Source organism: Tissierellales bacterium, from assembly GCA_025210965.1.
In the GTDB taxonomy this organism is placed as follows: Bacteria; Bacillota; Clostridia; order Tissierellales; family JAOAQY01; genus JAOAQY01.
In genome coordinates this window covers 55396-80402 of sequence record JAOAQY010000034.1, presented here as the reverse complement: position 1 = coordinate 80402, position 25007 = coordinate 55396, and the positions used below count along the sequence as shown (strand labels likewise).

The following is a 25007-nucleotide window of genomic DNA, read 5'->3' as shown; positions in this document are numbered from 1 at the left end:
CTTGGCATGATTCAGCCATTCAGCAAATGGCATATCTAATATTAACTTTCAGTAAAAATAATTATAATCAAAAACCGTGCTTAGCCAAGTGGCTAAGCGCAGTTTTTATTTCTATTTATAAGCTTTTAGCTACTAAAGCTGTTAAATCAACAACTCTATTTGAGTAACCCCACTCATTGTCGTACCAAGATACGATTTTAACTAAGTTATCTCCAACGATCATTGTTGATAAGCTATCAACGATTGAAGAGTTAGGATCTTTTCTGTAGTCAATTGATACTAATGGCTCATCAGAATATCCTAATACACCAGCTAATTCACCTTCTGCAGCTTCTTTAAGAGCTCCATTGATTTCTTCAACTGTTGCTTTTTTAGATAACTCAAATACCATATCAACTAGTGAAACTGTTGGAGTTGGCACTCTCATTGCCATACCATCTAATTTACCAAGCAATTCAGGAATTACTTTACCAACTGCTTTTGTTGCTCCAGTAGTAGTAGGAATAATTGACTCAGCTGCTGCTCTTGCTCTTCTCATATCTGAATGTCCAGCATCTAATATGTTTTGGTCATTAGTGTATGAGTGAACTGTTGTCATCAAACCTCTTTCAATACCAAATTTCTCAAGAATCACTTTTGCAAATGGTGCAACACAGTTTGTTGTACAAGATGCATTTGAAATAATGTGGTGATTAGCTGCATCATAATCGCCTTCGTTAACGCCCATTACGATAGTAATGTCTTCATCTTTAGCAGGTGCACTGATGATAACTTTCTTAGCTCCAGCAGTGATATGCTTAGCTGCACCTTCACGATCTCTAAAGAATCCAGTTGATTCGATAACGATATCAACACCTAATTCTCCCCAAGGTAATTTAGCTGGATCAAATTCTCTAAGTTTCTTAACTTCTTTTCCATTGATGATCAATGCATCATCTTTAGCTTCTACTGTTCCATTGAACTTACCAAAGCATGAATCATATTTTAATAAATGTGCTAAACTTTTAGCATCTACCCCGTCGTTGATTGCTACTATTTCAAAATCTTCAACGCCTCTTTCTACAGCTGCTTTTAATACATTTCTACCAATTCTTCCAAAACCATTGATTGCAATTTTAGTTGCCATATCAAATTCCTCCTTCAAACTTAAAACAATTTATCTAAAAGAGCTCTAGCTGCTCCTTCATCCATAATTAGCACTAAATCTTTCTTTAATCTAGAAATAGCCATCATTGCCTCAGCCTTTTCTTTACCACATGCAACTCCAATAGCTAACTTTATCTTTTTAAAATCATCTAGTTGAAGCCCTATAGTGTTAGACTCTCTAATAATATTTGCATCAATATCAAAGTAATAGCCAAAAGCCTCTGCTACTGCATTACCTTTTTCAAGCTCTTCAAACTGTTCATTTGACAGATTTCTTCTCTTTGCCATCTTGTCAGCCCTGCCGATTCCAAACATGAGAATATCTAATTTCTTTATTATTTCAACCAATTCTTGAATTTCTGGCAATCTGACCAACGATTCAAACGCTTCTTTATTAACATTATCTGGCGCTTGCAACAATTTGTATTCTCCCCCGAGCTTTCTAGCAAATGTTGCTGCAATATTATTAGCTTGAATTTCTAAATTTGCTCCAACTCCCCCGCGAGCAGGAACAATAAGAAATGATTTATTTATATCTGTTGATTGTAGTGCTTCAACCACTTCATACATCGTCGTCCCACCTGTTATACCAGCTATACAGCCTTCAAACAATTGTTTTTTGACAAATAATGATGCAATCTTACCGATATCTTTCACTACACATGAATCTTCATCATAGATACCAGGCACTATTATTACTTTCTTTATATTAAGCTGATCAGCAATTGTTTTCTCTAAATCACTTAATCCCTTAACATCATGCATAAAGTCTTGCAAACTATTCAAGATGTCAATGCCTTCATCAGTGAGTTTCATACCTGATGAATCTATATCTATCAAACGACTCTCTCTTAACATAGTCGTTTCAGTTCGTATGACTCGCTCTCCTAACTCCAATGAATTTGCTAGAGTCCGTCTTCCGATTGGCTGACTAAAATATATACTACGTAATATATTATACCTCTTCTCTAACAGTTCAATCATTTCAGGAATAACTTTTTTCTGAACTTCTAAAATATCATTCATCTTGACCTCTCCTACGGATCATTTTTGTCCCTGGGGACGTTTTTCGTCCCAATTGTTACAAAAAAAGATTGCATCTCCATGCAACCTCATTATAATATACTTACTAAAAAAATACAAGTCATTTATTAATTTCTGTCACTTTTTTTCATTTGTTCACTTAGTCAAATCTTTTTCGCTTAGACGATGATAGTATTCCAAGCTCTTCTCTATACTTTGCAACCGTTCTCCTTGATATTGTGAAACCATTTTCCTTCAATTTTGAAACTATTTTTTGATCACTAAGTGGCTTCTTAGTATCTTCTTCCTCAACTATCTTTTGTAGTTCCATCTTTATCTTCATTGTAGAAATCTCCTCTTCCGAACCTCCACTTCCCTGAGATAATCCTGTAGAGAAAAAATACTTTAGTTCATAGGTACCTTTTGGCGTTAATATATACTTTCCATTAGTTGCTCTACTAACTGTAGACTCGTGCATTTCGATTTCTTCAGCTATATCTCTTAGTGTCATTGGCTTAAGTGCTTGCTTGCCATCTTTGAAGAAATCAACTTGTCTTTTATATATTGCCTCTGCAACTCTTTGAATTGTACTTCTTCTTTGTTCGATTGTTTTGATAAGCCATGCTGCAGAATTTAATTTTTCACTTATAAACTCCGAAACTTCTTTTTGATCTTGACTCTGAAGCATCTTTCTATAAAAATCATTAATTCTAAGTCTAGGTGCTGCACTATCTTTGACCAAAATGACCATTTCACCATCTATTTCTTTTAGTTCTACATCTGGTTGTATAAATTTAATCTCCTCATTCGAAAAATTAAATCCACTCCCTGGTTTAGGTTGAAGTGTTTTTATATAGTCAAACAAAACTTGTACCTGAGATGCTTCTAGCCCCATTTTTTTTGCCACTTGTGTGACTTTATTACTCGCAATATCTTCTAAATAATCTTCAATAATTTCTCTAGCTTTCGGATCCGACTCATTATCTCGCTCAACCTGAAGAAGTAAACACTCCTTTAAATTTCTGCACCCTACTCCTACTGGCTCACACGATTGTATTATATAAAGCATATTCTCTATTTCTTCAACGCTTTTTCCCAAAAATTCAGCGATATTTTCAATTTTGAAAGACAAATAGCCATTAGAATCTAGACTTTCAATTATAAAACTTCCAATTTCAAACTCATCTTCAGTAAGTTTATAATTATTTCTTAATTGATGAATCAAATAGTCTCTAAGTGTCTCTTGTTCTGCAACCATATTTTCAAATGAGTTTTCATTATCGTTGTTTTTACCATGCTGAGAATAGCTGATATCATCGTATTGATTTGCATACTCTTGCCAGTCAATTTCTTTATCATCATTTTTAGTTTTTTCTTCAAACTCTTCACTTTTCTCTTTTTTTTGATCAAATTCAAGCAGAGGATTTACCTCCATTTCGCTTGTTATATAATCATTAAGTTCAATGCTAGTATATTGTAATAATTGTATTGCCTGCTTTAATTCTGTTGTCATTATTAACTTCTGAGTCTGTTCCAAATTCAACCCAAATCCAATATTCATATAACTCACTCCAAATCGCTATACCAACTAGTATCCCTTTTCATACTTATATTATATATAAGAAACAGTACCAATATCAATCTTATTTAAATATTTTAGTCAATAAAAATATTACAAAACAAATCTCAACTATATCATTTCAAAAAAAAACTGCTCTTACCATAACAAGAGCAGTCTTTCAATTAATCGATAGTTTTAAACTCTACCTTCACCATCTTTTATATAAGCTTCACCATCAGCACTTGGTGCTGTCGCTTTACCAATGAATCCCATAAGAACAACTAATGTCAAGATGTAAGGAATCATCTGTAACAAGTGTGATGAAACATTAACATTCTCAAGCGATCCGATGTATATAGATAATCCAGTTGCAGCTCCAAAGAATAGAGATGCTCCCATAGCTCCTTGCGGCTTCCACTTTCCAAATATCATAGCAGCAAGAGCGATAAATCCTTGTCCAGATATAAGCGCAGGGCTGAATCTTGAGACAACTGCTATACTAAGTGATGCTCCACCAAATCCAGCTAATATACCAGACATGATCACAGCTATATATCTTATTCTATATACATTTATACCCAATGTATCTGCCGCTTTAGGATGTTCTCCACAAGCTCTAAGTCTAAGTCCAAATCTAGTTTTATAAAGCATAAACCATATCACAAATACTAAGAAAAACGCTAAATAAACTGTAGTATATTGGTTAAATACAGAATCTAAGAACGATCCCTGAGTAAACAAACCATTCAATGGTCTCTCAATTTTATTCTTCAAATCAAGTGCCTTTGTTGTAGTTGCATTTTCAAAGAATACGCGAGATAAAAATAATGCAAGACCAGGCCCTAAAAAGTTAATCGCAACACCTGATATAATCTGATCCGCTGCAAGTGTAACACTAGCAATAGCGTGAAGTAACGCCATCAGTCCTCCTGCTGCACCACCTGCTAAAAATCCAAGCCAAGGATTACCTGTAAAGTATCCAACTGCAGCTGCCACAAAAGCTCCGATTGCCATCATACCCTCTAGACCAATATTTACAACTCCTGAGTTTTCACTCACTGTACCACCAAGTGATGTGTATATCAATGGTGTCGCGTACATAAGTGAAGTTCCTATAATAAAACCTAAATCACCAATTGCACGAGCTAAATCAAAACCACTAAGCATTTATATCACCACTTTTCTTTTTTTGTAATAATTTATTCAATCCTCTAAACAATCTTGGAATAGCAACAAAGAATACTATCGTTCCAAGTACTATGTTTACAATCTCATAAGGAGCTCCTAATCTAGGCTGAATCTTAGTCCCACCATATTTAAGTCCTCCAAAGAAAAGTCCTGATAAAATAATTCCAAATGGATTACTTGATCCGATAAGAGATACTGCGATACCGTCAAATCCATGTCCTTCTTGTACACTAAGCAGTGCAATACCTTGAGTTCTACCCATTACCTGTAGCGCTCCTGCTGCTCCTGCTAAAGCTCCTGAAATAAACATCGACGTTACCATTTTCTTTTTCACATCTATTCCACCATACTCAGCTGCATCCTTGTTATGTCCTACAGCTTTCAATTCGTATCCAAGTGTAGTTTTGTTTAATATAAACCAAACTAAAACAGCTAACAATATAGCTATGATAAATCCTATATTAACTGGCGTAGTAAATACACTGTTAAAAAACGGGTGTTCCCCTCTCCAAGCTCTACCAGCCTCTGTTAATTTCCAATCACCTAAAATATCAACTCTAGCTGTCTTAAGTATCTTCATAGATGCATCGTTGTTAGGATTTTTGAAACCTTTTAGTCCGACTATATAATTGCTCAAATAGAATGCTATCCAGTTGAGCATAATAGTAGATATAACTTCATTTATTCCAAATCTTGCCTTCATCCATCCTGCAATACCGCCCCAAACGCCGGCTGCAAGACAGGCCAAAACAAATACTACTATAACATGAATTATTACTGGAAGGTGTAAGAAATATCCTGCTAAAGCAGCTACTAGAGCACCAATTATAAATTGACCCTCTGCTCCGATATTAAATAAACCTGTCTTATCAGCAAAAGCAACTGACAAACCAGTCATAATAAGTGGAGTTGCCGTAATTATTGTCCAAGACATATACTTAGGCTTTCCAAATATACCATTTATCATAATCCCATATGCTTCAAATGGATTATAACCAATTGCTAATAATATAATTGCCCCAACAGCCATACCAAGTAAAATCGATATAATGGTCATCACAAGCGGGCTAAGTTGTTTATTTTGATTACTACTCATCAGATGCACCTCCTGCCATCATCAAACCGATTGTATTTTCATCAGCTTCTGCTGCATCGACTATACCTACGATTTTTCCTTCGTAAATTACTGCTATTCTGTCAGAAACATTCATAACTTCGTCTAACTCTAATGAAACTAGTAAAACACCTTTATTCTTATCTCTTTGTTCTACTAATGACTTATGAACATATTCTATAGCTCCAACATCTAATCCACGAGTAGGTTGCGCAGCTATAAGCAAGTCTGGATCATTTGTAACCTCTCTTGCAATGATTACCTTTTGCTGATTACCACCTGATAGTGCCCCTGCTGGCAACGAGCCATTTGTTGGTCGCACATCAAACTTTTCAATCAACGCTTTTGCATGTTCTTTTATTTTGTCATGATTTAAGAACCTTCCTTTTTTAGAAAATGGCTCTTTCATATAATTTTCTAATATCATATTTTCTGCTACTGAATATTGAAGAACTAGACCTCTTTTCTGTCTATCTTCAGGTATACTAGATAGTTTACTGTCAATGATTTTTCTAGGTGGTTTATTTGTTATATCTTCACCATTCATAAATACTTTTCCAGACTCAGATTTTCTAAGTCCAGTAAGTGCCTCTACAAGTTCACTTTGACCGTTTCCATCAACTCCAGCTAAACCAAGAATTTCTCCACGTCTAACCTCTAATGACAAACCATCTACTTGTGGGATATCTCTATTATCTTTTACCACAAGATTTTCAATCTGAAGAACAACATCTCCAGCTTCACGCTCTTCCTTCTCAACGATGAAGTTAACTTCTCTACCTACCATCATTGATGCAAGATCGTTTTCAGTAACCTTTTCAACTTCTACTGTATCTATATGTTTACCACGTCTTATTATAGTACAATAGTCAGCAACAGCTTTAATTTCCTTCAATTTATGCGTTATTATTATAATGCTTTTGCCTTCTTCTGTTAGATTTCTTATAATTTTTATAAGATCTCTAATTTCCTGAGGCGTTAATACCGCCGTCGGCTCATCTAATATGAGTATATCCGCACCTCTATAAAGTGCTTTTAAAATTTCAACTCTCTGCTGCATACCAACTGTAATATCCTGAATTTTAGCATCAGGATCTACTACCAAACCATATTTGTCTGATAATTCTTTAACTTTTTTTCTAGCAGCGTTAATATCAATATAACCGCCAGTTTTTGTAACTTCCATACCTAATATAATGTTTTCTGTTACTGTAAATGGTTCTACCAACATAAAATGTTGATGCACCATACCAATCCCATGCTCTATTGCAACATTAGGATTATCCATAGACACTTTCTTACCATCAATGTAAATTTCCCCCGTTGTCGGTCTATACAAACCATACAATGTGTTCATAAGTGTCGTCTTTCCAGCACCATTCTCTCCCAAGAGGGCATGAACTTCACCCTTGTGAATCGTCAAATCAATGTTATGATTCGCCGTAAAATCTCCGAATTTTTTTGTAATATTCTTCATTTCTACGACTTTACAACCAAAATCAATATTGTTGCCCAAGAATAAAACCTCCATTCTATCTTATATTACACCCTAAACATAATACTTAAAAATTTAAGAGCCAAAACCCTTTAGATTAATTTAAATACAATAAAATCAACCTCAAAATTAAAACAGCTCAGACAGTAGGCCTGAGCTGTATCTAAAACATACTAACCCTATATAAACTTACTAATCAAATTATTATTCAGCGTCAGTTGCATCAAAAGCTTCTGCTTCTTCATTTGTCAAAGGTACAACGATTTCACCTGAAGCAATTTTACTTTCGATATTAGTAACTTTTTCTAAAATTTCAGCTGGAACATGGTTTGGTGATGTAGGAGCAATACCAACACCTTGCTCTGCAACACCGTAATCTACAGTAGTTCCACCAGCCCACTTGCCGTCCATTAAGTCTTTAGTAATGTTGTAAGTTCCTGATCCAACTAATTTCATAGCTGATGTCAATACGTGATCTGGAGCCAAGTAGTTTTGGTCTCTGTCAACACCGATTGCCCATTTACCCATTTCATTTGCTGCTTCAATAACACCTGATCCTACGTTTCCAGCTGCGTGGAATACGATATCAGCGCCATCATTATACATTTTTTGAGCAATAGCTTTACCTTTTGCTGCGTCTGAGAAAGACTCTGCATATTGTGAAGCAATTTCTGCATTTGGATTAGCATACTTAACGCCTGCTTTGTATCCAGCTTCGAATTGTTCGATTAATGCACCTGTCATACCACCAACAAATCCAACTTTATTAGTCTCTGTCATTTTACCTGCGATATATCCAACTAAGAAAGAACATTGTTCTTGATGGAATACAACACCTACGATATTCTCTGGAGTAGAATCTCCGTAAGAATAGTCGATAATTGCATATTTTTGATCTGGATTTTGCTTAGCTGAATCTAAAAGAGCGTCACCCATTTTGTATCCAATACCCCAAATCAAATCATTTTCACTGTCGATCATAGTTTCTAAGTTTGTTTGGTAGTCAGCATCTTGTTTTGACTCGATGTAGTTAACTTCAATTCCTAAGTCATCCTTAGCTCTTACAAGACCTTCCCATGCTGATTGGTTAAATGACTCGTCATTTACTCCACCAACATCAGTAACCATACCTACTTTTAATGCCTTTTCAGCAGCTGGTGCTTCCTCTTTTGCTGCCTCTGTTTGTTCTGCTGGTTTTGTTTCCTCTTTAGCTGGCTCAGTTTTTTCTCCACCTGAACACCCTACTGCAGATGTTAAAACTAATGCTGCTGCTAAACCTAAAGCAATTTTTTTCTTTAACATATTAACCCTCCTCATGCTATTTAATTTGAAAAAACGTGAATACGTTTTCCTCAAATCTTCCATCTTCTATTATATGGAGTTTTTCTTACTTTTGCAAGCGAAACTTAACAATTTCAATACAAAATCCATATATCTTACACACTATATTTTAACAGAAACCATCTCCATTGAAAACTACTATAATTTTTTTTATTTTTTAACTATTAAAAAAGGGCGATTTCTCGCCCTTTCAAAACTACACACGACGTATTAGTCTTCAAATACAGTCTGTCCGTCTACTTCTGTTTCTAATGCTTTTAATGCTTTAACTACTAAATCTCTTCTGATAACTTTTTCTTCTTCCATTGTTAATGCTGGGTTTCCAAGTGGATGTGGAATAGCAATTGTTGGTATAATTCTATTCGCTCCAACTGTCAATGAAATAGGAACTACTGTACACATGTGTACTACAGGAATTCCCGCTCTTTCAATTTCTTTTACCATCGTTGCACCGCAACGAGTACAAGTGCCTCAAGTAGAAGTTAATATAACTGCATCTACTCCATCAGCTAGTAATTCTTTTGAGAATTCTTCTGCAAATTGCTTAGAACTAGCAACAGCAGTACCATTACCTGTTGTAGTATAGAAATATCTGTGAAGTTCACCAATTTTTCCTTCTTTTTCAAGATCTCTTAATACGTCAACTGGCAATACTCTATCTGAATCTTCATTTGCATAAGTTGGATCATATCCACCATGTGCTGTTTCATAACCTTCTTCAGTCAAATCCATTACTGAATCTATATCGTATTTACCATATTTTGATGCACTTGATGCTTCAATATGATCTGGATTGTGCTTAGGCACTATACCACCTGATGTAACCAAAGCAATTTTAGCTTTAGTGATATCTTTAACAGCTGGATTTGGAGCTACGTGATCAAATACTGGCATTGGGAATTCTGTTTCAAATTCCTCACCTTTTAGCTTTTTAACAAGCATATTTACAGCACGAGTTGCACCGCGTTCTTCTGCAAAATAATTCACACGAACGCCTCTCTCCATGTATCCTTCTTCTTTAGGACTTCCAATTTCTTCACCTTTAGCTAATTTAAGTGTAAGTGGAGCCATAGTTTTCACAGCAGATCTCATACCAGCTGCATTGTTTTTAGTTGCAACAACATGCAAGTTTTTCTTAAACATGTCTGCACCTGGATTTTCTTCATACATACCAGTGATAACAGGTATATTTAACTCTTCTTTAACTGCATCCGCAATTGTTCCGCAAGCAACACCGTATCTACCTGCATTAAATGCTGGACCTGCAACAAATACATCTGGTTCATATTTCTTAACGAAATCAAGAACTTCCGCCTTAGCTTCATCTAAGTTTTCGTTGAAATAAGAATCTCCACAAATAATTGTCGCTACGATTTCTGCTTCATCTCCGAATGCCGCCTCTAACGCTGCACCTGGACCTACTACCTCTTCTCTTAATTCTGGTTTGTAATCTGCTTTCTCCTCGCCGCCAATACCAGCAAAGAATTGATTTATATAATGTACTACTTTTAATTTGCCCATTGTGACACCCCTCTCTCTCTTGGGATAATGATTTTTTTAGCTTTCTCTAATATCAGTCATTTCTCCGATGATATCTTCTACATCTAATACCATTTCCATCATGCCTACTTGCTCATCATAAATTTCAGCATCAACGTTATCTTTAATTTCTGATTCTACTATATGATATACATCTAACCCTAAAGCTACATTAGATAATGGTCCTGCAAAAGTTGGATCTCCAACTCTTACTGTTTCTGCTGCAAGCCCAGAAGCTTCACCTTCAGCTGCACCTAAAATAACCAATAAATTTTCTTTTCCGTATTGCTCTGCAAAGTCTTTAATTCTTTTTTGATTTTCCAAATCCATCGCACCCGCAGCCGTTCAAACAAAACACTCTGTTGATGAGAATATAACTTCTGCAGTAGTTCCTTTTAAGCATTCCTCAATAGCAGGTCCCGGTACACCGTCGCGGTCCCCGATAATGATAACTTTTTTATTATCGATAACGCTCATCTTATAACATCCTCTCTATACATATTATTCCATATTAAATCAAATTAGTATGTCTTAGCAGTTAATTTATTGAAACCTAATTCATTAGTTGCTCCAGTAATAGCTTGAAGTTCAACTTGAATAGATCCATCTTTTCTAAGACTTCCATCGAATCCACCTGCAATTATATCAACCTTAGTTGGATCTCCAATAACTCTATCCAATGCTGGTAAATCAATAACTTGGTTGGCATTTCCACCTGTAACTACAGCATTTGCCTTAACATCAGCATCTGCCAATCCCTGACTAGCTCCATCTCTACCTGCATACTCATCAGTAATAATAACTGTTTTAATACCTTTGTCTTCGATTTTTTTGCAGTTCATTATCAAGTCTGTATCTGGATTACCAAATCCTTCTTGAGAAATAACTACACCATCTAATCCTAAGAATTCTGCTAATTTAGCAGTACAATTAGATGATCTTTCTTTATCTGCTAGATAAACATTTTCATTTGTTATAATCATACCAACAAAATTAATTTCTTTTCCATGCTGAGCAAATAAATCTTTAATAACTGGGTTATTTAAGTGGTGGTAAGTTGTATTTTTATCGCAAGCCGATACACAGTTACCACTGATAATTGCTCCATCCATAATTTCAGTTGGGCTTATAAGAGTAGGAATTATACGCTTAGCGTCTACACCATATACATAAGTATCATGTAACAATCCCTGACTTTGAAGCATTTGTACATATGCTACCTTCGGTAAATTAGGGTACTTAGCAGCACCTTCAAATAATGGAAGTGTTTCATATGTGTCGATTTCGTCTGGTGTAATTTCTCTACCAAACTCACCTAAATATTTAGCAGTTTTAAATCCAGCTAAACGAACTGATTTTTCATAATCATGTGCTTTTAAACCATCAATTGGCTCACAAACAACTACAAGATTATTTAATTTTGAAAATGGTGTATACTCTGCACCAGTACCTGTCATATCTATAATTCCTTCTTGGAATCCAACAATATGACCAGTTGTTACAACTGCTGCTCCTTGTAATACGTGAGTTCTACCAGAACCTACTGTATCAACTTTTGATAAAACGCCTGGGAAAATTCCACCTTGACCTTCTACCTTTACTCTTGGTTCTACAACATCTTTTACTGGTGTAATTCTGATACTTTGACCAGGTTTTGCGATTTCTAAGTCAATTGACTTAAAATTCTCGTCCTCTTTGATTAAGTCGAGCACTTCCTGCTTATTGACGTGAAGTGTTCCATTTTTAACCTCAGTTTTTTCTCCAAAAACCATATCTTTGATAAATATTTTTCCAAGTTCCAAACGCATTTACGTCACCCCCAAAAGGTTAAAGATAATAAATTATCTTTTTAAATTTTTTCTATATATTTTTCAGCTTGAGTTGCTGCAATTGCACCATCAGCACAAGCTGTAACAACTTGTCTGAGTGATTTAACTCTACAATCTCCTGCTGCAAATATCCCATCTACATTAGTTCTCATTTCTGTATCTGTAACAATGTATCCATGTTCCATTTCCAATAAACCTTCATAAATCTGTGTCTGTGGTTCATATCCTACAAACATAAATACACCAAACATACCATCATCTTCATCAGCTTTGATGATTTCTTCTTCACCAGTCTGATTGTTAAATAATGTCATTTCTTGCACTATACCATCTCCGGCGATTTCTTTTACCTCAGTAAACCATTTAACTTCAATTTTTTCATTATTCAAAGCTTTATCTGCCAATGACTTAGCAGCTCTAAATACGCCTTTTCGGTAAAGTATTGTTACCTTTCTAGCAAATCTTGATAAATAAATTGCCTCTTCAACAGCAGAATCTCCACCGCCTACTACGAATACTTCGAAGTCTTCGAAAAAGGCTGCATCGCAAGTAGCACAATAAGAAACCCCTTTCCCAGTAAATTCCTTCTCTCCAGGACAACCAAGTGTCTTTGGCTTAGCACCTGATGCAACAATAACAGACTTAGCTTTGTAGGTTGCTTGACTTCCTACAACTAGCTTATATTCGCCTTCAGTTTTAACTGATTTCACAGTATCAATAACTCTTTCAGCACCAAATTCATCTACTTGTTTTACCATTCGAGAAATTAGTGTTGGTCCAGTAGCATTTTCTATTGAACCTGGATAATTTTCAACTTCTTCAGTTATAACTATCTGTCCTCCTGCTTTCGCTTTTTCTATAATCAAAGTTTTCATCTTTGATCTTCCAGCATAAAGTCCAGCAGCAAGTCCAGCCGGTCCAGCTCCTATAATAACTATGTCATAAACTTCACTCATCTTTTTCACTTCCTTTCGCTTATAAAATAAAACCTTAATTCTATATCTTAAAACAGCATATTTTGCAATGCGTTTTCAAGCACTGATAAGTCAATCGTTTGAAAGTCATCTAAAACTTTTTCAGTCCAGTCTGGTGTAACAAAATCGTTCAAAAACTTTTCTGCCACCTGTATAGACTCCTCAATAATTTTCACTGAATCTAAACAAACTAAATTTCCCTCTTTCAACACAACACTCTTATATGGTGTCTCATTAGGCTTTATACTACTTGACAAAGGGTGTGTTAACAATTCATCTCCTTTGTGAATCGCATCTCTAGTTCGCTTTATGATTTCATACAAGCTAACATCAAAATACTTGACCTCAATTTGGTCCTCTAAACGTTGTTTTACTTTTGGATTATTCGTTAATACATAATTCATAGGAGCCCTCACCTTCACTAAACCACCTAAACTTCTGCAATAAAAAAACAGAGCATAGGTAACAATATAGCCTATGCTCTGTTTTGGGACCTGAGAGATTCTATTCTCCTAGAGAATATTGCTCCGTCGGTGACAATTCGCTTTCCAGAGTTCTGTCCACATACGGTCCTTTTGCCTGAGAGTTTCAAAATATTTTTGGCAAAAATAAATCTTACTCCTTCGGCGCCTTTCGGTCTCTCCCGTATGTTTCATTCAGATATATTAATTTTATTAATCGCATTTCGTTTTTTATAACTAGTGCTTATACATACAGTATAACGTTTTTTTTGAAAAGGTCAATGCTTTTTTATGAATTATTTCGATAATTCAATTTTTCGATCCAATTGATTATTTCAGAGCCTAAAAAAAGCGCAAGCAAAATTAATTTGCCTGCGCTCTGTTCCTTAACCTGAGAGATTCTATTCTTAAAAGAATATTGCTCCATCGGTGACACTTCGCTTTCCAGAGTTTCGTCCACACACGGTCCTTTTGCCTGAGAGTTTCAAGCTATCTATGGCATAAATAACTCTTACTCCTTCGGCGCCTTTCGGTCTCTCCCGCATACTTCATCCGATTGCTATAGTAAGATAAATTAATGAATTTCAATCACCAATCTTTCTTATAGCACTAGTATAACTCATTGTGAAAAAAACGTCAATCACTTTTTTCATTTTTTGTTATTATTGATAAAATTTGATCACGATTGTATTTTCTGAATATTTCAAGATTTTTAATTTATATTTTGAGCTATAGCCTTGCTTCTAACTCCTTCAAGTATTGATTCTGCTATATTCGCCGAGTGGTCACCTATTCTTTCAAGGTTTCCAATAACCTCTAGATATATTATACCAGATTCTGGCTTACATGCCTTATCATTTAATCTTTTTATATGATTTTTTCTATTTTCTTTTTCCAATTGATCAACTTGTTCTTCAAAATCAAATACTTGCTTTATCATAACTTCATCGCCTGTTTTAAAAGAATTCAAAGCAGTAGTATATGCTCTATCAACTTTTTCAAACATCACATCTAATTCAAGAAGTGCACCCTCAGAAAATTTAATTTTATTGTCAATTCTATATTGAGCTAATTCCACAATATTTTCTGCATGATCCGCAACTCTTTCTAAATCATTTACAGTATTAAACAAGGTAGTAACAACTGCATGTTGTTCATTGGTCAATTGAGCATTCAACACTTCGCTCAAATAAGAAACTATATCCTTTTCAAGTGCATTTATATTTTTCTCTCTTTCAAGCACTTTTTCTATTTTCTTTTCATCAAGTTCCAAAAACGCTTCTTTCGTCAATTTTAAAGATTTATTAACAGTCTTCCCCATTCTTAACACCTCTTTAGATGCCATCATGACAGCAATCGAAGGCGTTTCTATGATTCTAGAGTCAATGTATTTAAGACCTGTTTCGTCAACATCTTCACCCTGTATAACTTTTTCTGCAATTCTAACAAACCAGTTAGCAAATGGGAACAATAACAATGTATTCAAAATATTAAAAGATGTATGTGCATTTGCTATCTGTCTCGACATATCCTCTGGAGATAGCTCATGAATCATCTGAGTTATAGGGAATATTGCGACTATGGTCATAAAAATAATTGTACCAAAAACATTAAATAATAAATGCATAAATGCAGCACGTTTTGCTGTCTTATTTGCTCCAAAACTCGAAATCATAGCTGTAACACATGTTCCTATATTCTGCCCACATAGTATAGGTATAACCGATCCTAAATTTCCTATAGCTCCTGCACTAGCAAGTGCTAAAAGCATCCCAGTAGTCGCACTACTACTTTGTACTACTGCAGTAATTATAAATCCAACTGCTATACCCAAAAATGGATTTTCTAAATTCGCAAGTAAACTTTTGAAAGTCTCGTCAGTTCTAAGAGGTTTCATAGCTCCTGACATCATGCCCATTCCTAAGAATAATATACCAAAACCAATTAATATCTCTCCAATATCCTTGTGTTTCTTTTTAGATGCTCCAAGCCATATAAGAACCCCCAAAGCAATTACAAATGGCGCCACATCTGTTAGCTTAAATGCAACTAACTGCGCTGTAATCGTTGTACCAATATTAGCTCCCATAATAACACCAATAGCTTGTCCAAGCGTCATCAAACCAGCATTTACAAAACCAACAACCATTACAGTTGTAGCACTACTACTTTGAATCAACATAGTAACTATAGCTCCAACAACGACACCTAAGAACCTATTATTTGTAAGCACTCCAATAAGCTGCTTCATCTTCTCACCAGCAACTTTCTGTAACGCCGTCCCCATAAGGTTCATGCCATACAAAAACAATCCCAAACCACCTAAAATACCTACTAACATTTCTTTTTGCATAAAAATCCTCCCAAACAAAAAATTAACCAACAGCTAACACAAGTATGATAACTGTTGATTTGTATAACATGCAATTAATATTATACTAGGTTCTAGACCTAGTTTTGTTAAGATTTTGTTAAGTTTGTTAAACAAGACCCGGACAACCCAATTGCCTCATCGCCTCATATGCAATAATTGCTACTGAATTTGATAAATTGAGTGATCTAGCCGCTTCATTCTTTAGCATTGGTATACGAATGTTTTGGTCTTTATATTGATTCAAAAGAGATTCTGGTATCCCTGCAGTCTCTTTACCAAATACTATATAGCAATCATCCATAAAATCTACATCGTAGCAGCTAGTACCACCTTTAGTTGTAGCATAAAAGAACTTACCTTCATCTACTTTATCTAATAATTCTTGAAAACTATCGTGATATGTTATATCTAATAAGTGCCAATAATCTAATCCTGCTCTCTTCAAATACTTATCATTAACCGAAAATCCTAATGGCTTAACAAGATGCAAAGATGCTCCTGTCAAGGCACATGTTCTCGCTATATTTCCTGTGTTTTGCGGAATTTCCGGCTCTATCAATACTATATTAATACCCATACGTCAACTTTCTCCTTCCAAATGTCCACTACTCTTTATCTTCTACTAATGAAATTGCAACTCTAACATTAATTTCTTCAGATTCAAACGGCATTTCAATTATATTTTGGTCCACTGTAGAATATATTATACCATCCCCCGATAATATACTTGGTGGCGTAATATCAATTGTATAACCAAGAGAATACAAATTATTTGCCGAAGTTCCAAGTATCATGTTTCCAAGCTCAGAAATAGCACTTTTACCCATGCTATCAATTTCTGTAACTTCAACTCCACCCATCATCTTAGATATTACAGTCTTAGCATCTTCAATTTTCATCCTAATTACAACTTGACCACGAATTTCTCCAGTCAAACCAATTACTATGCCAATATCACTTTCTAATTTTATATCCTCTACCAATCTTGGTGTTCCTTTTTGCAAATTAATCTGAGTCATCATCGAAATAATATCAACACTTGCCTGAACAAAAGGATTTATCAATTCTGCCTTCATCATATCACCTCATTCTTATTTATACACACACTTTTTACAATAATCTATTCTGATTATACCATAAAACATCTCTTTCTAAACATTTCATGAGCATAGATTCCTTAAAAACTTTGCAACTCCTTGATTATCATTAGACTCAATAACTAAGTCTGCTTTTTCCTTTAAGCACAGTTCTGCATTACCAACTGCAACTCCTAATCCTGCAAATTCAATCATAGATATATCATTTTCATTATCGCCAATTGCTATTATCTCTTCTCTATCAATTCCCATCTCATCAGCTATGCATTTCAAAGCATTACCCTTAGTCGCACCTTTTTTCATTATATCAAAAGACTCAGCAATAGAACTAACAACCTCAAGACCCAAATCAGCAATTTCTGACTTTAATTTAGAAATCAATTCACAGTCTTTATCATGCACCACTATTTTGTAAACAGGCATATTAGTATTCTTTATCAACTCAATAGGATTATCAATCACACTCATCACTATGCGATCTTCTTCGTTTAAGCTTTTGTTCCACTTATCATACATTTTAGCTCTATATGTCATCTCTTTAGTATAATAGTGTATGTGATCATAAAAATGATAATAAACACCTGAATCTTCTAAAATACTAAATGTTTTTTCAACAAGTTCTCTATCCATTTCACAACTCAAAATCGAATCACTCATATCATATTTAGCTACAAAAGCTCCATTACTAGAAACTATCCAAGTATCTGTCTCTAATTCTTTAGAAAAATATCTAGCCGATCCAAATATGCGGCCAGTACAAACTATAATTTTAATGTTTTTTCTTTTGACACAATTTAATACTCTTCGAGTCTCTAACTCTAATACACCATCACTATTTAATGTCGTACCATCTAAGTCAAGCGCTATCATTTTATAATCCAATCTAACTCTCCCCCGAATCACTTTGCTTCTTTTCTTTTATTTTGAGCCATTGTTCCTTTGCTAATTTTTCTATTTGAGGATGATTTTTTAAATTTCTATTAGAAATCAACGAACTCATCCACTTTGTTGCAAGGTCAAGTTCTCCTAATCTAAAAGCTAACTCCGCAATCAAATAATTAACAGTGATTTCATTGACTGCTCCTCTACTTAAATCTTCAGTTTCAAATGCCTCTTGATATAAAGCCAAAGCCATCTCTTGAAATTTTATTTCTTCTTCTGCTTCTCCAAGTATCCTATACAGCCAAGAAATTTTGAGAATAGTACCTGCTTTTTCATAATGCTTTGCTCCAACTAAATTTTCGCAAAACAACATAAGCTTGTATGTCTCAATACCTTCCCTTACTGTTCTCTCTCCAGTATAGTCTTTTTCTTTCCAAATTTTCGACAAATTTTCTTGATATAATTGCTTCTTCTTATAATTCAATTCTTCAAACTTGTTTGCCAAATTAGAATATCCACATTTTTTACAAACAACAATACTATACACCATAGGATTCTCAGCATCATAATGAACCATTAAATCCGAATCCCTCTTCAAAACTTTAATATGCTTTTTCTTAACCTGCTTCGTAGTAAACTCATCCTTGCAAACCGGACAAGTAAAATGCTTATCATATAATGCCTCCATTTAAACACCTCTATATTAAAAATTACACATTCTCTTTTGTCCAATAAACATCCAAAAGATCCCCATCTTTTAGTTCCCTAGTAAAATCAGCTTTTTCTCCATTTAACTTAAGTATTAATTTACCATGCGGTTGTTTCAAATCAATATCAACATAGTCAAATATATCAACAAAAACAAATTTTTCTTTTTCAGTTTCAAGTTTTTTAGTTTCACCATTTATCTGTACAATAATCGAATTCTTATTTTCAATTTTTTTTTCAAAACTAAGAACATCTCCATCTTCAAACAAATATTGATTTTCAACAATCTTTCCGTTTACAATAGGTATAAATTCGTTTGAGCTTAGCTGGTATCTTCTCATAAACATTTCAACATTTGCAATTTCATCAACTTCCACAGAATCTTTTTCATTTAACAGAAACTCATCATCTACATCATTTCCGTTAACTTTAAAATTTTCAATTAAATCTACATAAGATTCATCAAAGTAAATTCCATACTGTTTAACAACATCTGAAATTTTTGGGACTACAGTTTTACCCTGAGTTGCTTCATCTACCTCAATTATATCCCCATCAGAGATTACAGTTTCTAGATTACCATCCTCTCCATTGACTTTTATAATTGCTGGTTTTCCAAGTAATCCTCTCACCCTTTTCAGTTGGCCATTGTAGAAGTATATAAAATCATCGCCCTTTTTAGGTATCAATTTTCTTGGATTATATCCAACCAAAACCAATGCATCGGATATCTTAACATCCTTAGCCTGCATAAGTTTAATCTTCTCACCATTCACAGAGACCTCTATGAAATTTTTCACACTAGCACATCGTCCTGCAGTAGTTGCTATACCTATAGGTGTAATCCCTTGTGGTCCCTCTAGTACGCTTCCTATTCCGTCTACAGAATCTATGATTTCAGCACTCTTCGTTACGACTCTCTCTGCCGGCATATCCAATTCCCTAGCAACATAATCTGTCAATCTAGGTATTTGACTTCCTCCACCAATCATGAGCACCGCACTTGGAGCCTTCTTGTTACAACCCTTTATCTTAATTGCTATTTCTGTAGCTAGTTTACTTATACCCTCATCTACTTCATTTAATATTTCTTCTGAATCTATTTCATATGGAATCCCAACTACATCATTGAATTTATGCTTTACGTTTTTGTACAAATTCTTCTTTATTTTCTCTGCCATATCAAAACCAATTAGGTATCTCTTTGCTATCCTCTCAGTTATTTCATCTCCAGCAAGAGGTACCATATCATATGCAACTATACGCCCTTCTTTTGTTATGGCAATATCCGATGTCCCAGCTCCAATGTCGACTAGGCAAAGATTTAATAATCTCAAATCTTTTTTTATCGCTACGTTTATGGCTGCAATAGGCTCCAATGTAAGATTCATAACCTCAAGCCCAGCTCTATCCATAACAGTATACAAACTATCAACTACAACATGTGGCAAGAATGTAGCAATAATTTCTACCCCTATTTTATTCCCACTATGACCTTCAAGACTCTCAATGAAATTATCATCCAAATAATAATTCATAATAGAATGTCCTACACAATAATAACGTGGCTCATTTGTATCATTTTCTTTTTCTAATTGTTCTTGAGCTTTTTGTATAGTTTCCATTTCAAGGCTATTTATCATCCTTTGATCTATCTTTACACTCAAGTCAATTTCTCTATCAAATCTTTCTCTATATGTCTTTAATGCTCTACCAGCCGCTGCAATAGCAACCTTATCAAATTTTAAACTAAGTCTATTTTCCAATTTTAGTTTTACATCAATCACAACTTCTGCAACTTCTTGAATATTGTGAATTTGTCCATCGTACATAGAACGCTTCTTGTGTTCTACCAATTCCGAATCAAGTATTTTAAAAACATCACCTTCGTAGTATCCGACTACTCCAATTACAGTCTTCGTACCTATATCTAACGCAAATATGACTTCTTTTTTTATGTTACTTTTATCTGTAGGCATAATTTTTCACCTCTACTCTAATATATCTATTTAATATTTGAATAATATTTACACAATGCATTAATTGGACAATCTTCGCATAGTGGATTTCTAGCTTTACACAGCCTCCTGCCATGAAAAATTAACCAATGATGAGCTTTTGACCACTGCTTTTCTGGAATATTATCCATCAATTGATTTTCCGTTTTATTGACCGTACTAGCCTCTGCAATCCCTATTCTATTTGATACCCTAAATACATGCGTGTCAACAGCAATAGCTGGTATATCAAACCAAACACTTAGCACAACACTCGCAGTTTTTCGTCCTACCCCTGGCAATCTTTCCAAATCACTTCTATTATCAGGCACCTCTGCATCGTACTCATCAATCAAAATTCTACATGTTGCCAAAATATTTTTACTTTTATTTTTGTACAATCCTGCAGTCTTAATCAATTCGCCAAGTTCTTCTACTGTCAATTCAATCATTGTCTTAGGAGTATTGTATTTTTTAAACAATTCTCTAGTAACTAAATTAACCCGCTTATCTGTACATTGCGCACTAAGCATCACTGCTATCAAAAGCTCAAATGCTGTAGTGTATTCTAGTTCTGGTTTTGCATCAGGATAAGTTTCTTCTAGTATAGCTAATACTCTTTTAATCTCTTTTTTTTGCAATATCCGCATAGCCACTTCCCCTTATATTAATCACTCTTCCTATTCTATCATACTTCTTTTTATACTGTAAATGAAGAATCATTTGTTAACTACAAACAAAATCACGTATATAACATTTCACTCTCTTACTTAAACATACAAAAAACATGTAGTTTATCTTCAGATTATTTAACTAAAAAAAGAACTAAATTTGAATTTAACAAATTTAGCTCTCTCGCTTCATAATTCTTAAATCAAAGACATTTCTGATCCAATCTTTTCAAAAATATCTACTGCTTTATCAAGTTGTTCTTTTGTATGTCCTGCTGTAACCATGCATCTTAAGCGACCTGTTCCTTTTGGAACTGTTGGAAATACAATTCCAGATACATAAACTCCAGCATCTAAAAGCTTTTTACTAAACTCCATAGTTTTAGCTTCATCTCCAATTATAACAGGCGTAATAGGAGTTTCGCTATGACCTGTATCAAATCCTAATTTGCCTAATTTAGATTTAAAATACTTTGCATTATCCCACAATCTATCAGTATATTCCGTCGATTCCATAAGCATACCAAGAGCTTCTAATATAGCTCCTACAGATGCTGGTGGAAGTGCTGTACTAAATAGAATCGGTCTTCCCCTATGATTTAACCATTCATAAGCAGTTTTACTACAAGCTACATAACCGCCAACAGAACCAATCGCTTTAGAAAGTGTTCCGATACTAAAATCCACTCTGCCATGAAGTCCAAAGTGATCAACCGTTCCTCTTCCGCTTTCACCTAACACCCCTGATCCATGCGCATCATCAACATATGTCATACAATTATATTTTTCTGCTAACTCAACTATTTCTGGTAATTTAGCAATATCACCATCCATACTGAATACACCATCTGTTATGATTAAAACATTTCTATACTGATCTCTCTTTTCCTTTAGCACTCTCTCTAGATCTTCCATATCAGAATGTTTAAATACAGTCTTATCAGCTCTACTAAGTCTCGCCCCATCAATTATACTAGCATGATTTAATTGATCTGATATGATTAAGTCCCCTTTTTCTGTTATAGCTTGTATAGTTCCTGCATTACAATTAAATCCAGATTGAAATGCTATAGCAGCTTCTTCTCTTTTAAATTCAGCCAACTTTTTATCTAATTGTTCGTGTATATCCATATTACCAACTATAGTCCTAACAGCACCTGCTCCTACTCCGTATTTGTCTATAGCTTTCTTTGCAGCTTCTTTAATTCTAGGATGATTCGCAAATCCTAAGTAGTTATTAGAAGATAAATTTATAACATCTTTTCCGTTAAGTTCTGCCTCTGCATCACAAGCCCCTCCTAATACTGGTAGCTTTCTATAAACACCACTTTCCTTTAGGTCTTCTATTTTATCTTTCAAATAAGCTAATTCATGTACATTTGACATATCATAATCCCCCTTTAAAGATATCCTTCTCTATATAAACTATACTACATCATTCCTTTTATTTCCTACTCTTTCGATTCATTTTTTTGTTAATTATTCGTCACAAAATTTCTAACAATCTCTATTTCGCGTTTATATCCCTCCAACTCATTAGGAGTTTCCAAATTAAATACTATATTCTCAAACGCAGTATGATTGACAATCGATTCAATTGTATCCCATCCAAGGCTACCTTCGCCTAATTTTTCATGACGATCTTTAAATGATGCAAATTCAGTTTTACTATCATTTAAATGCATGGCTTTAACTTTTTCTAATCCAACTATCTTGTCAATTTCTGAAACTACACCATTTAAATTATTTTTTAAATCATATCCCGAAGAATACAAATGACAAGTATCTAAACACACTCCTAACTGCTTATTATACTTAACTCCATCAATTATATTCTTTATTTCATTCAAATTCCTGCCAACTTCACTTCCTTTTCCCGCCATAGTCTCAAGCAATATATACGTCTCCGTATCCTCTAGTAATATTTCATTAAGTGCACTAATTATATATTCTATTCCTTTCTCACTACCTTGTTTTACATGAGAACCTGGATGAAAAATATAGTATGATCTTGGCAATTGCTTCAACCTCTTTAAATCATCTCTAAATAATTGTTTTGCAAAGTCTCTAGTATCTTCATTATTTGAGCACAAATTCATTGTGTACGATGCATGTGCGCACAAATTGCTAAATTGATGTTCTCTCATTAGCACTTTCAATTTATCTATATCTTCAGTATCTAAAGCTTTTGCTTTACCACCTCGAGGATTCCTAGTAAAAAATTGAAATGTATTTGCTCCAATTTCGCATGCTTGTAATCCTGCTTTATAAAATCCTTTTGCAACAGATAAGTGACACCCTATATTCAATAACATCAACTCCTATAAATATTGATTTACACAAAATACTCATATATTCTAGTATTATTTTATGATATAATTTTTATGATTAATAATCTAGTCTATTTTGACTTTTTGTACTTGAAACGGAGTGATTCTGTGTTTAATTTTGATAAAAAACTTTTAAAATATTTTGACTGGCCATTATTGATAACAACTATTGTTATTTCTTGTTTTGGAATGGTCACTATATATGTTGCTACTGTAAATTCCAGTTCAGGCTTTTTTAGATACCTAAAACCTCAAGGTGCTGCATTAGTTTTGGGAATCTTTGCTATAGCTCTTTTGCTTTTTATCGACTATGAATTTATAGGGAAACTATACATCCCAATTTACATAATCACTTGTTTTTTACTAATTTTAGTTATGTTAATAGGTGATGAGGCTAATGGAGCGAAAAGTTGGCTAGTTATAGGTAGTTTTATAAGATTTCAACCCTCAGAAATAGCAAAAATTTCAATTATAATCTGTGTAGGTAAATTCATTGATCTAAATAAAGAGCATATAAACGAACCACTTACACTTATAAAAGTTTTAGTATTTTCATTTTTCCCAGTTGCTTTAATTCTTGAAAACGACTTTGGAACAGCTATGGTATGTACTTTTATAATAGCTATAATGCTATTCGTTGCAGGCTTAAATTGGAAATATATTCTTTCAGCTATCTCTGTTGTGCTTTTGAGTATGCCTTTACTTTGGCTTAAATTCGACGAATATCAACAACAAAGAATACTTGTCTTTCTTGACCCAACAAAAGATCCTACCGGCAGTGGCTATCAAGTTTTGCAAGCTAAAACAGCTATCGGCTCGGGAATGCTTTTTGGCAGGGGCCTTGAAGATGCAAAATTTATAAAATATGGTTATCTACCTGAAAATCATACTGATATGATTTTTTCAGTAATTGGTGAGGTTTTTGGTTTTGCTGGTGGCATGTTTCTATTATTTCTCTATCTAGTTATTTTTTATAGATTAATCAAACTAGCTAGGGACAGTAAAGATCTTTATGGTTCTCTCCTAAATATGGGAATTTTAGCTATGATTCTATTTCATGTTATCGAAAATGTAGGTATGAATATGGGGCTTATGCCTGTTACCGGAATACCTCTTCCATTTATAAGTTATGGTGGAACTGCATTGCTATCAAACTTATTGGGAGTAGGTATGGCACTAAGCGTTGGTATGCGTAGAAAAAATTTACTATTTGATTAGCAATATAATGAAAATATAAAAAAGAGTTCTGAAAATCTATTTGATTTTCAGAACTCTTT

General features: G+C 34.3%; 22 protein-coding genes and 2 riboswitches. Of the genes, 1 reads left to right on the top strand and 21 read right to left on the bottom strand.

The annotated features are described in order from the left end of the window. Nucleotides 1–115: 115 nt before the first annotated feature. From gap to N4A40_02210, 21 genes are all read right to left on the bottom strand, one after another. Nucleotides 116–1126, bottom strand: a complete 1011-nt coding sequence (gap, locus tag N4A40_02310) for a type I glyceraldehyde-3-phosphate dehydrogenase (protein MCT4660667.1) — start codon at nucleotides 1124–1126, stop codon at nucleotides 116–118. 20 nt (nucleotides 1127–1146) lie between these two features. Next, on the bottom strand, nucleotides 1147–2172 hold the full coding sequence (locus N4A40_02305) for a sugar-binding transcriptional regulator (protein MCT4660666.1): 1026 nt from the start codon (nucleotides 2170–2172) through the stop codon (nucleotides 1147–1149). A 157-nt stretch (nucleotides 2173–2329) separates the two neighbouring features. Further along, nucleotides 2330–3730 carry an RNA polymerase factor sigma-54 gene (gene rpoN / locus N4A40_02300; protein MCT4660665.1) on the bottom strand — a complete coding sequence of 467 codons (1401 nt, stop codon included), beginning with the start codon at nucleotides 3728–3730 and terminating at the stop codon, nucleotides 2330–2332. A 195-nt stretch (nucleotides 3731–3925) separates the two neighbouring features. Further along, the gene (locus N4A40_02295; GenBank protein ID MCT4660664.1) at nucleotides 3926–4897 is read right to left on the bottom strand and encodes an ABC transporter permease; all 972 of its coding nucleotides are present in this window, start codon (nucleotides 4895–4897) and stop codon (nucleotides 3926–3928) included. Then, complete coding sequence (locus N4A40_02290; protein MCT4660663.1) at nucleotides 4890–6014, bottom strand: ABC transporter permease; 1125 nt, start codon at nucleotides 6012–6014, stop codon at nucleotides 4890–4892. The genes N4A40_02295 and N4A40_02290 overlap by 8 nt, the downstream gene beginning before the upstream one ends. After that, nucleotides 6007–7536, bottom strand: a complete 1530-nt coding sequence (locus N4A40_02285; GenBank protein MCT4660662.1) for an ABC transporter ATP-binding protein — start codon at nucleotides 7534–7536, stop codon at nucleotides 6007–6009. The genes N4A40_02290 and N4A40_02285 overlap by 8 nt, the downstream gene beginning before the upstream one ends. Nucleotides 7537–7731: 195 nt before the next feature. Then, nucleotides 7732–8829: a BMP family ABC transporter substrate-binding protein gene (locus N4A40_02280; GenBank protein MCT4660661.1), complete on the bottom strand. Its 1098-nt coding sequence runs from the start codon at nucleotides 8827–8829 to the stop codon at nucleotides 7732–7734. A gap of 249 nt (nucleotides 8830–9078) precedes the next feature. Next, entirely contained in the window at nucleotides 9079–10389 is a 1311-nt protein-coding gene (gene grdB / locus N4A40_02275) for a glycine reductase complex selenoprotein B (protein ID MCT4660660.1), read from the bottom strand. Nucleotides 10390–10425: 36 nt separating this feature from the next. Next, nucleotides 10426–10884 (bottom strand): glycine/sarcosine/betaine reductase complex selenoprotein A, encoded by a 459-nt coding sequence (gene grdA / locus N4A40_02270; protein ID MCT4660659.1) that lies wholly within the window; start codon nucleotides 10882–10884, stop codon nucleotides 10426–10428. 44 nt (nucleotides 10885–10928) lie between these two features. Next, a complete protein-coding gene (locus N4A40_02265) occupies nucleotides 10929–12215 on the bottom strand; it encodes a glycine/sarcosine/betaine reductase component B subunit (GenBank protein MCT4660658.1) in 1287 nt (428 codons plus the stop codon). 41 nt (nucleotides 12216–12256) lie between these two features. After that, a complete protein-coding gene (gene trxB / locus N4A40_02260) occupies nucleotides 12257–13192 on the bottom strand; it encodes a thioredoxin-disulfide reductase (GenBank protein ID MCT4660657.1) in 936 nt (311 codons plus the stop codon). 47 nt (nucleotides 13193–13239) lie between these two features. After that, complete coding sequence (locus tag N4A40_02255) at nucleotides 13240–13614, bottom strand: GrdX family protein (GenBank protein MCT4660656.1); 375 nt, start codon at nucleotides 13612–13614, stop codon at nucleotides 13240–13242. Between the two features lie 153 nt (nucleotides 13615–13767). Next, nucleotides 13768–13866, bottom strand: a riboswitch (glycine riboswitch). Between the two features lie 258 nt (nucleotides 13867–14124). Next, a riboswitch (glycine riboswitch) is annotated at nucleotides 14125–14223 on the bottom strand. 160 nt (nucleotides 14224–14383) lie between these two features. Beyond that, entirely contained in the window at nucleotides 14384–16024 is a 1641-nt protein-coding gene (locus tag N4A40_02250; protein ID MCT4660655.1) for a Na/Pi cotransporter family protein, read from the bottom strand. 127 nt (nucleotides 16025–16151) lie between these two features. Continuing rightward, a complete protein-coding gene (trmL, locus tag N4A40_02245; protein MCT4660654.1) occupies nucleotides 16152–16622 on the bottom strand; it encodes a tRNA (uridine(34)/cytosine(34)/5-carboxymethylaminomethyluridine(34)-2'-O)-methyltransferase TrmL in 471 nt (156 codons plus the stop codon). A 28-nt stretch (nucleotides 16623–16650) separates the two neighbouring features. Further along, nucleotides 16651–17121, bottom strand: a complete 471-nt coding sequence (locus N4A40_02240) for a chemotaxis protein CheX (GenBank protein MCT4660653.1) — start codon at nucleotides 17119–17121, stop codon at nucleotides 16651–16653. An 84-nt stretch (nucleotides 17122–17205) separates the two neighbouring features. After that, on the bottom strand, nucleotides 17206–18024 hold the full coding sequence (locus N4A40_02235) for a Cof-type HAD-IIB family hydrolase (GenBank protein MCT4660652.1): 819 nt from the start codon (nucleotides 18022–18024) through the stop codon (nucleotides 17206–17208). Nucleotide 18025: 1 nt separating this feature from the next. After that, a complete protein-coding gene (locus N4A40_02230) occupies nucleotides 18026–18712 on the bottom strand; it encodes a DUF2225 domain-containing protein (protein ID MCT4660651.1) in 687 nt (228 codons plus the stop codon). Nucleotides 18713–18734: 22 nt separating this feature from the next. Continuing rightward, nucleotides 18735–20711 carry a rod shape-determining protein gene (locus N4A40_02225; GenBank protein MCT4660650.1) on the bottom strand — a complete coding sequence of 659 codons (1977 nt, stop codon included), beginning with the start codon at nucleotides 20709–20711 and terminating at the stop codon, nucleotides 18735–18737. Between the two features lie 26 nt (nucleotides 20712–20737). Continuing rightward, entirely contained in the window at nucleotides 20738–21379 is a 642-nt protein-coding gene (gene nth / locus N4A40_02220) for an endonuclease III (protein MCT4660649.1), read from the bottom strand. A gap of 219 nt (nucleotides 21380–21598) precedes the next feature. Further along, nucleotides 21599–22786: a glycine C-acetyltransferase gene (locus tag N4A40_02215; GenBank protein MCT4660648.1), complete on the bottom strand. Its 1188-nt coding sequence runs from the start codon at nucleotides 22784–22786 to the stop codon at nucleotides 21599–21601. 89 nt (nucleotides 22787–22875) lie between these two features. Then, nucleotides 22876–23715: a deoxyribonuclease IV gene (locus N4A40_02210; GenBank protein MCT4660647.1), complete on the bottom strand. Its 840-nt coding sequence runs from the start codon at nucleotides 23713–23715 to the stop codon at nucleotides 22876–22878. A gap of 123 nt (nucleotides 23716–23838) precedes the next feature. Here N4A40_02210 and rodA point away from each other — a divergent pair, with 123 nt between their 5' ends. Further along, entirely contained in the window at nucleotides 23839–24948 is a 1110-nt protein-coding gene (rodA, locus tag N4A40_02205) for a rod shape-determining protein RodA (protein ID MCT4660646.1), read from the top strand. Nucleotides 24949–25007 lie beyond the last annotated feature (59 nt).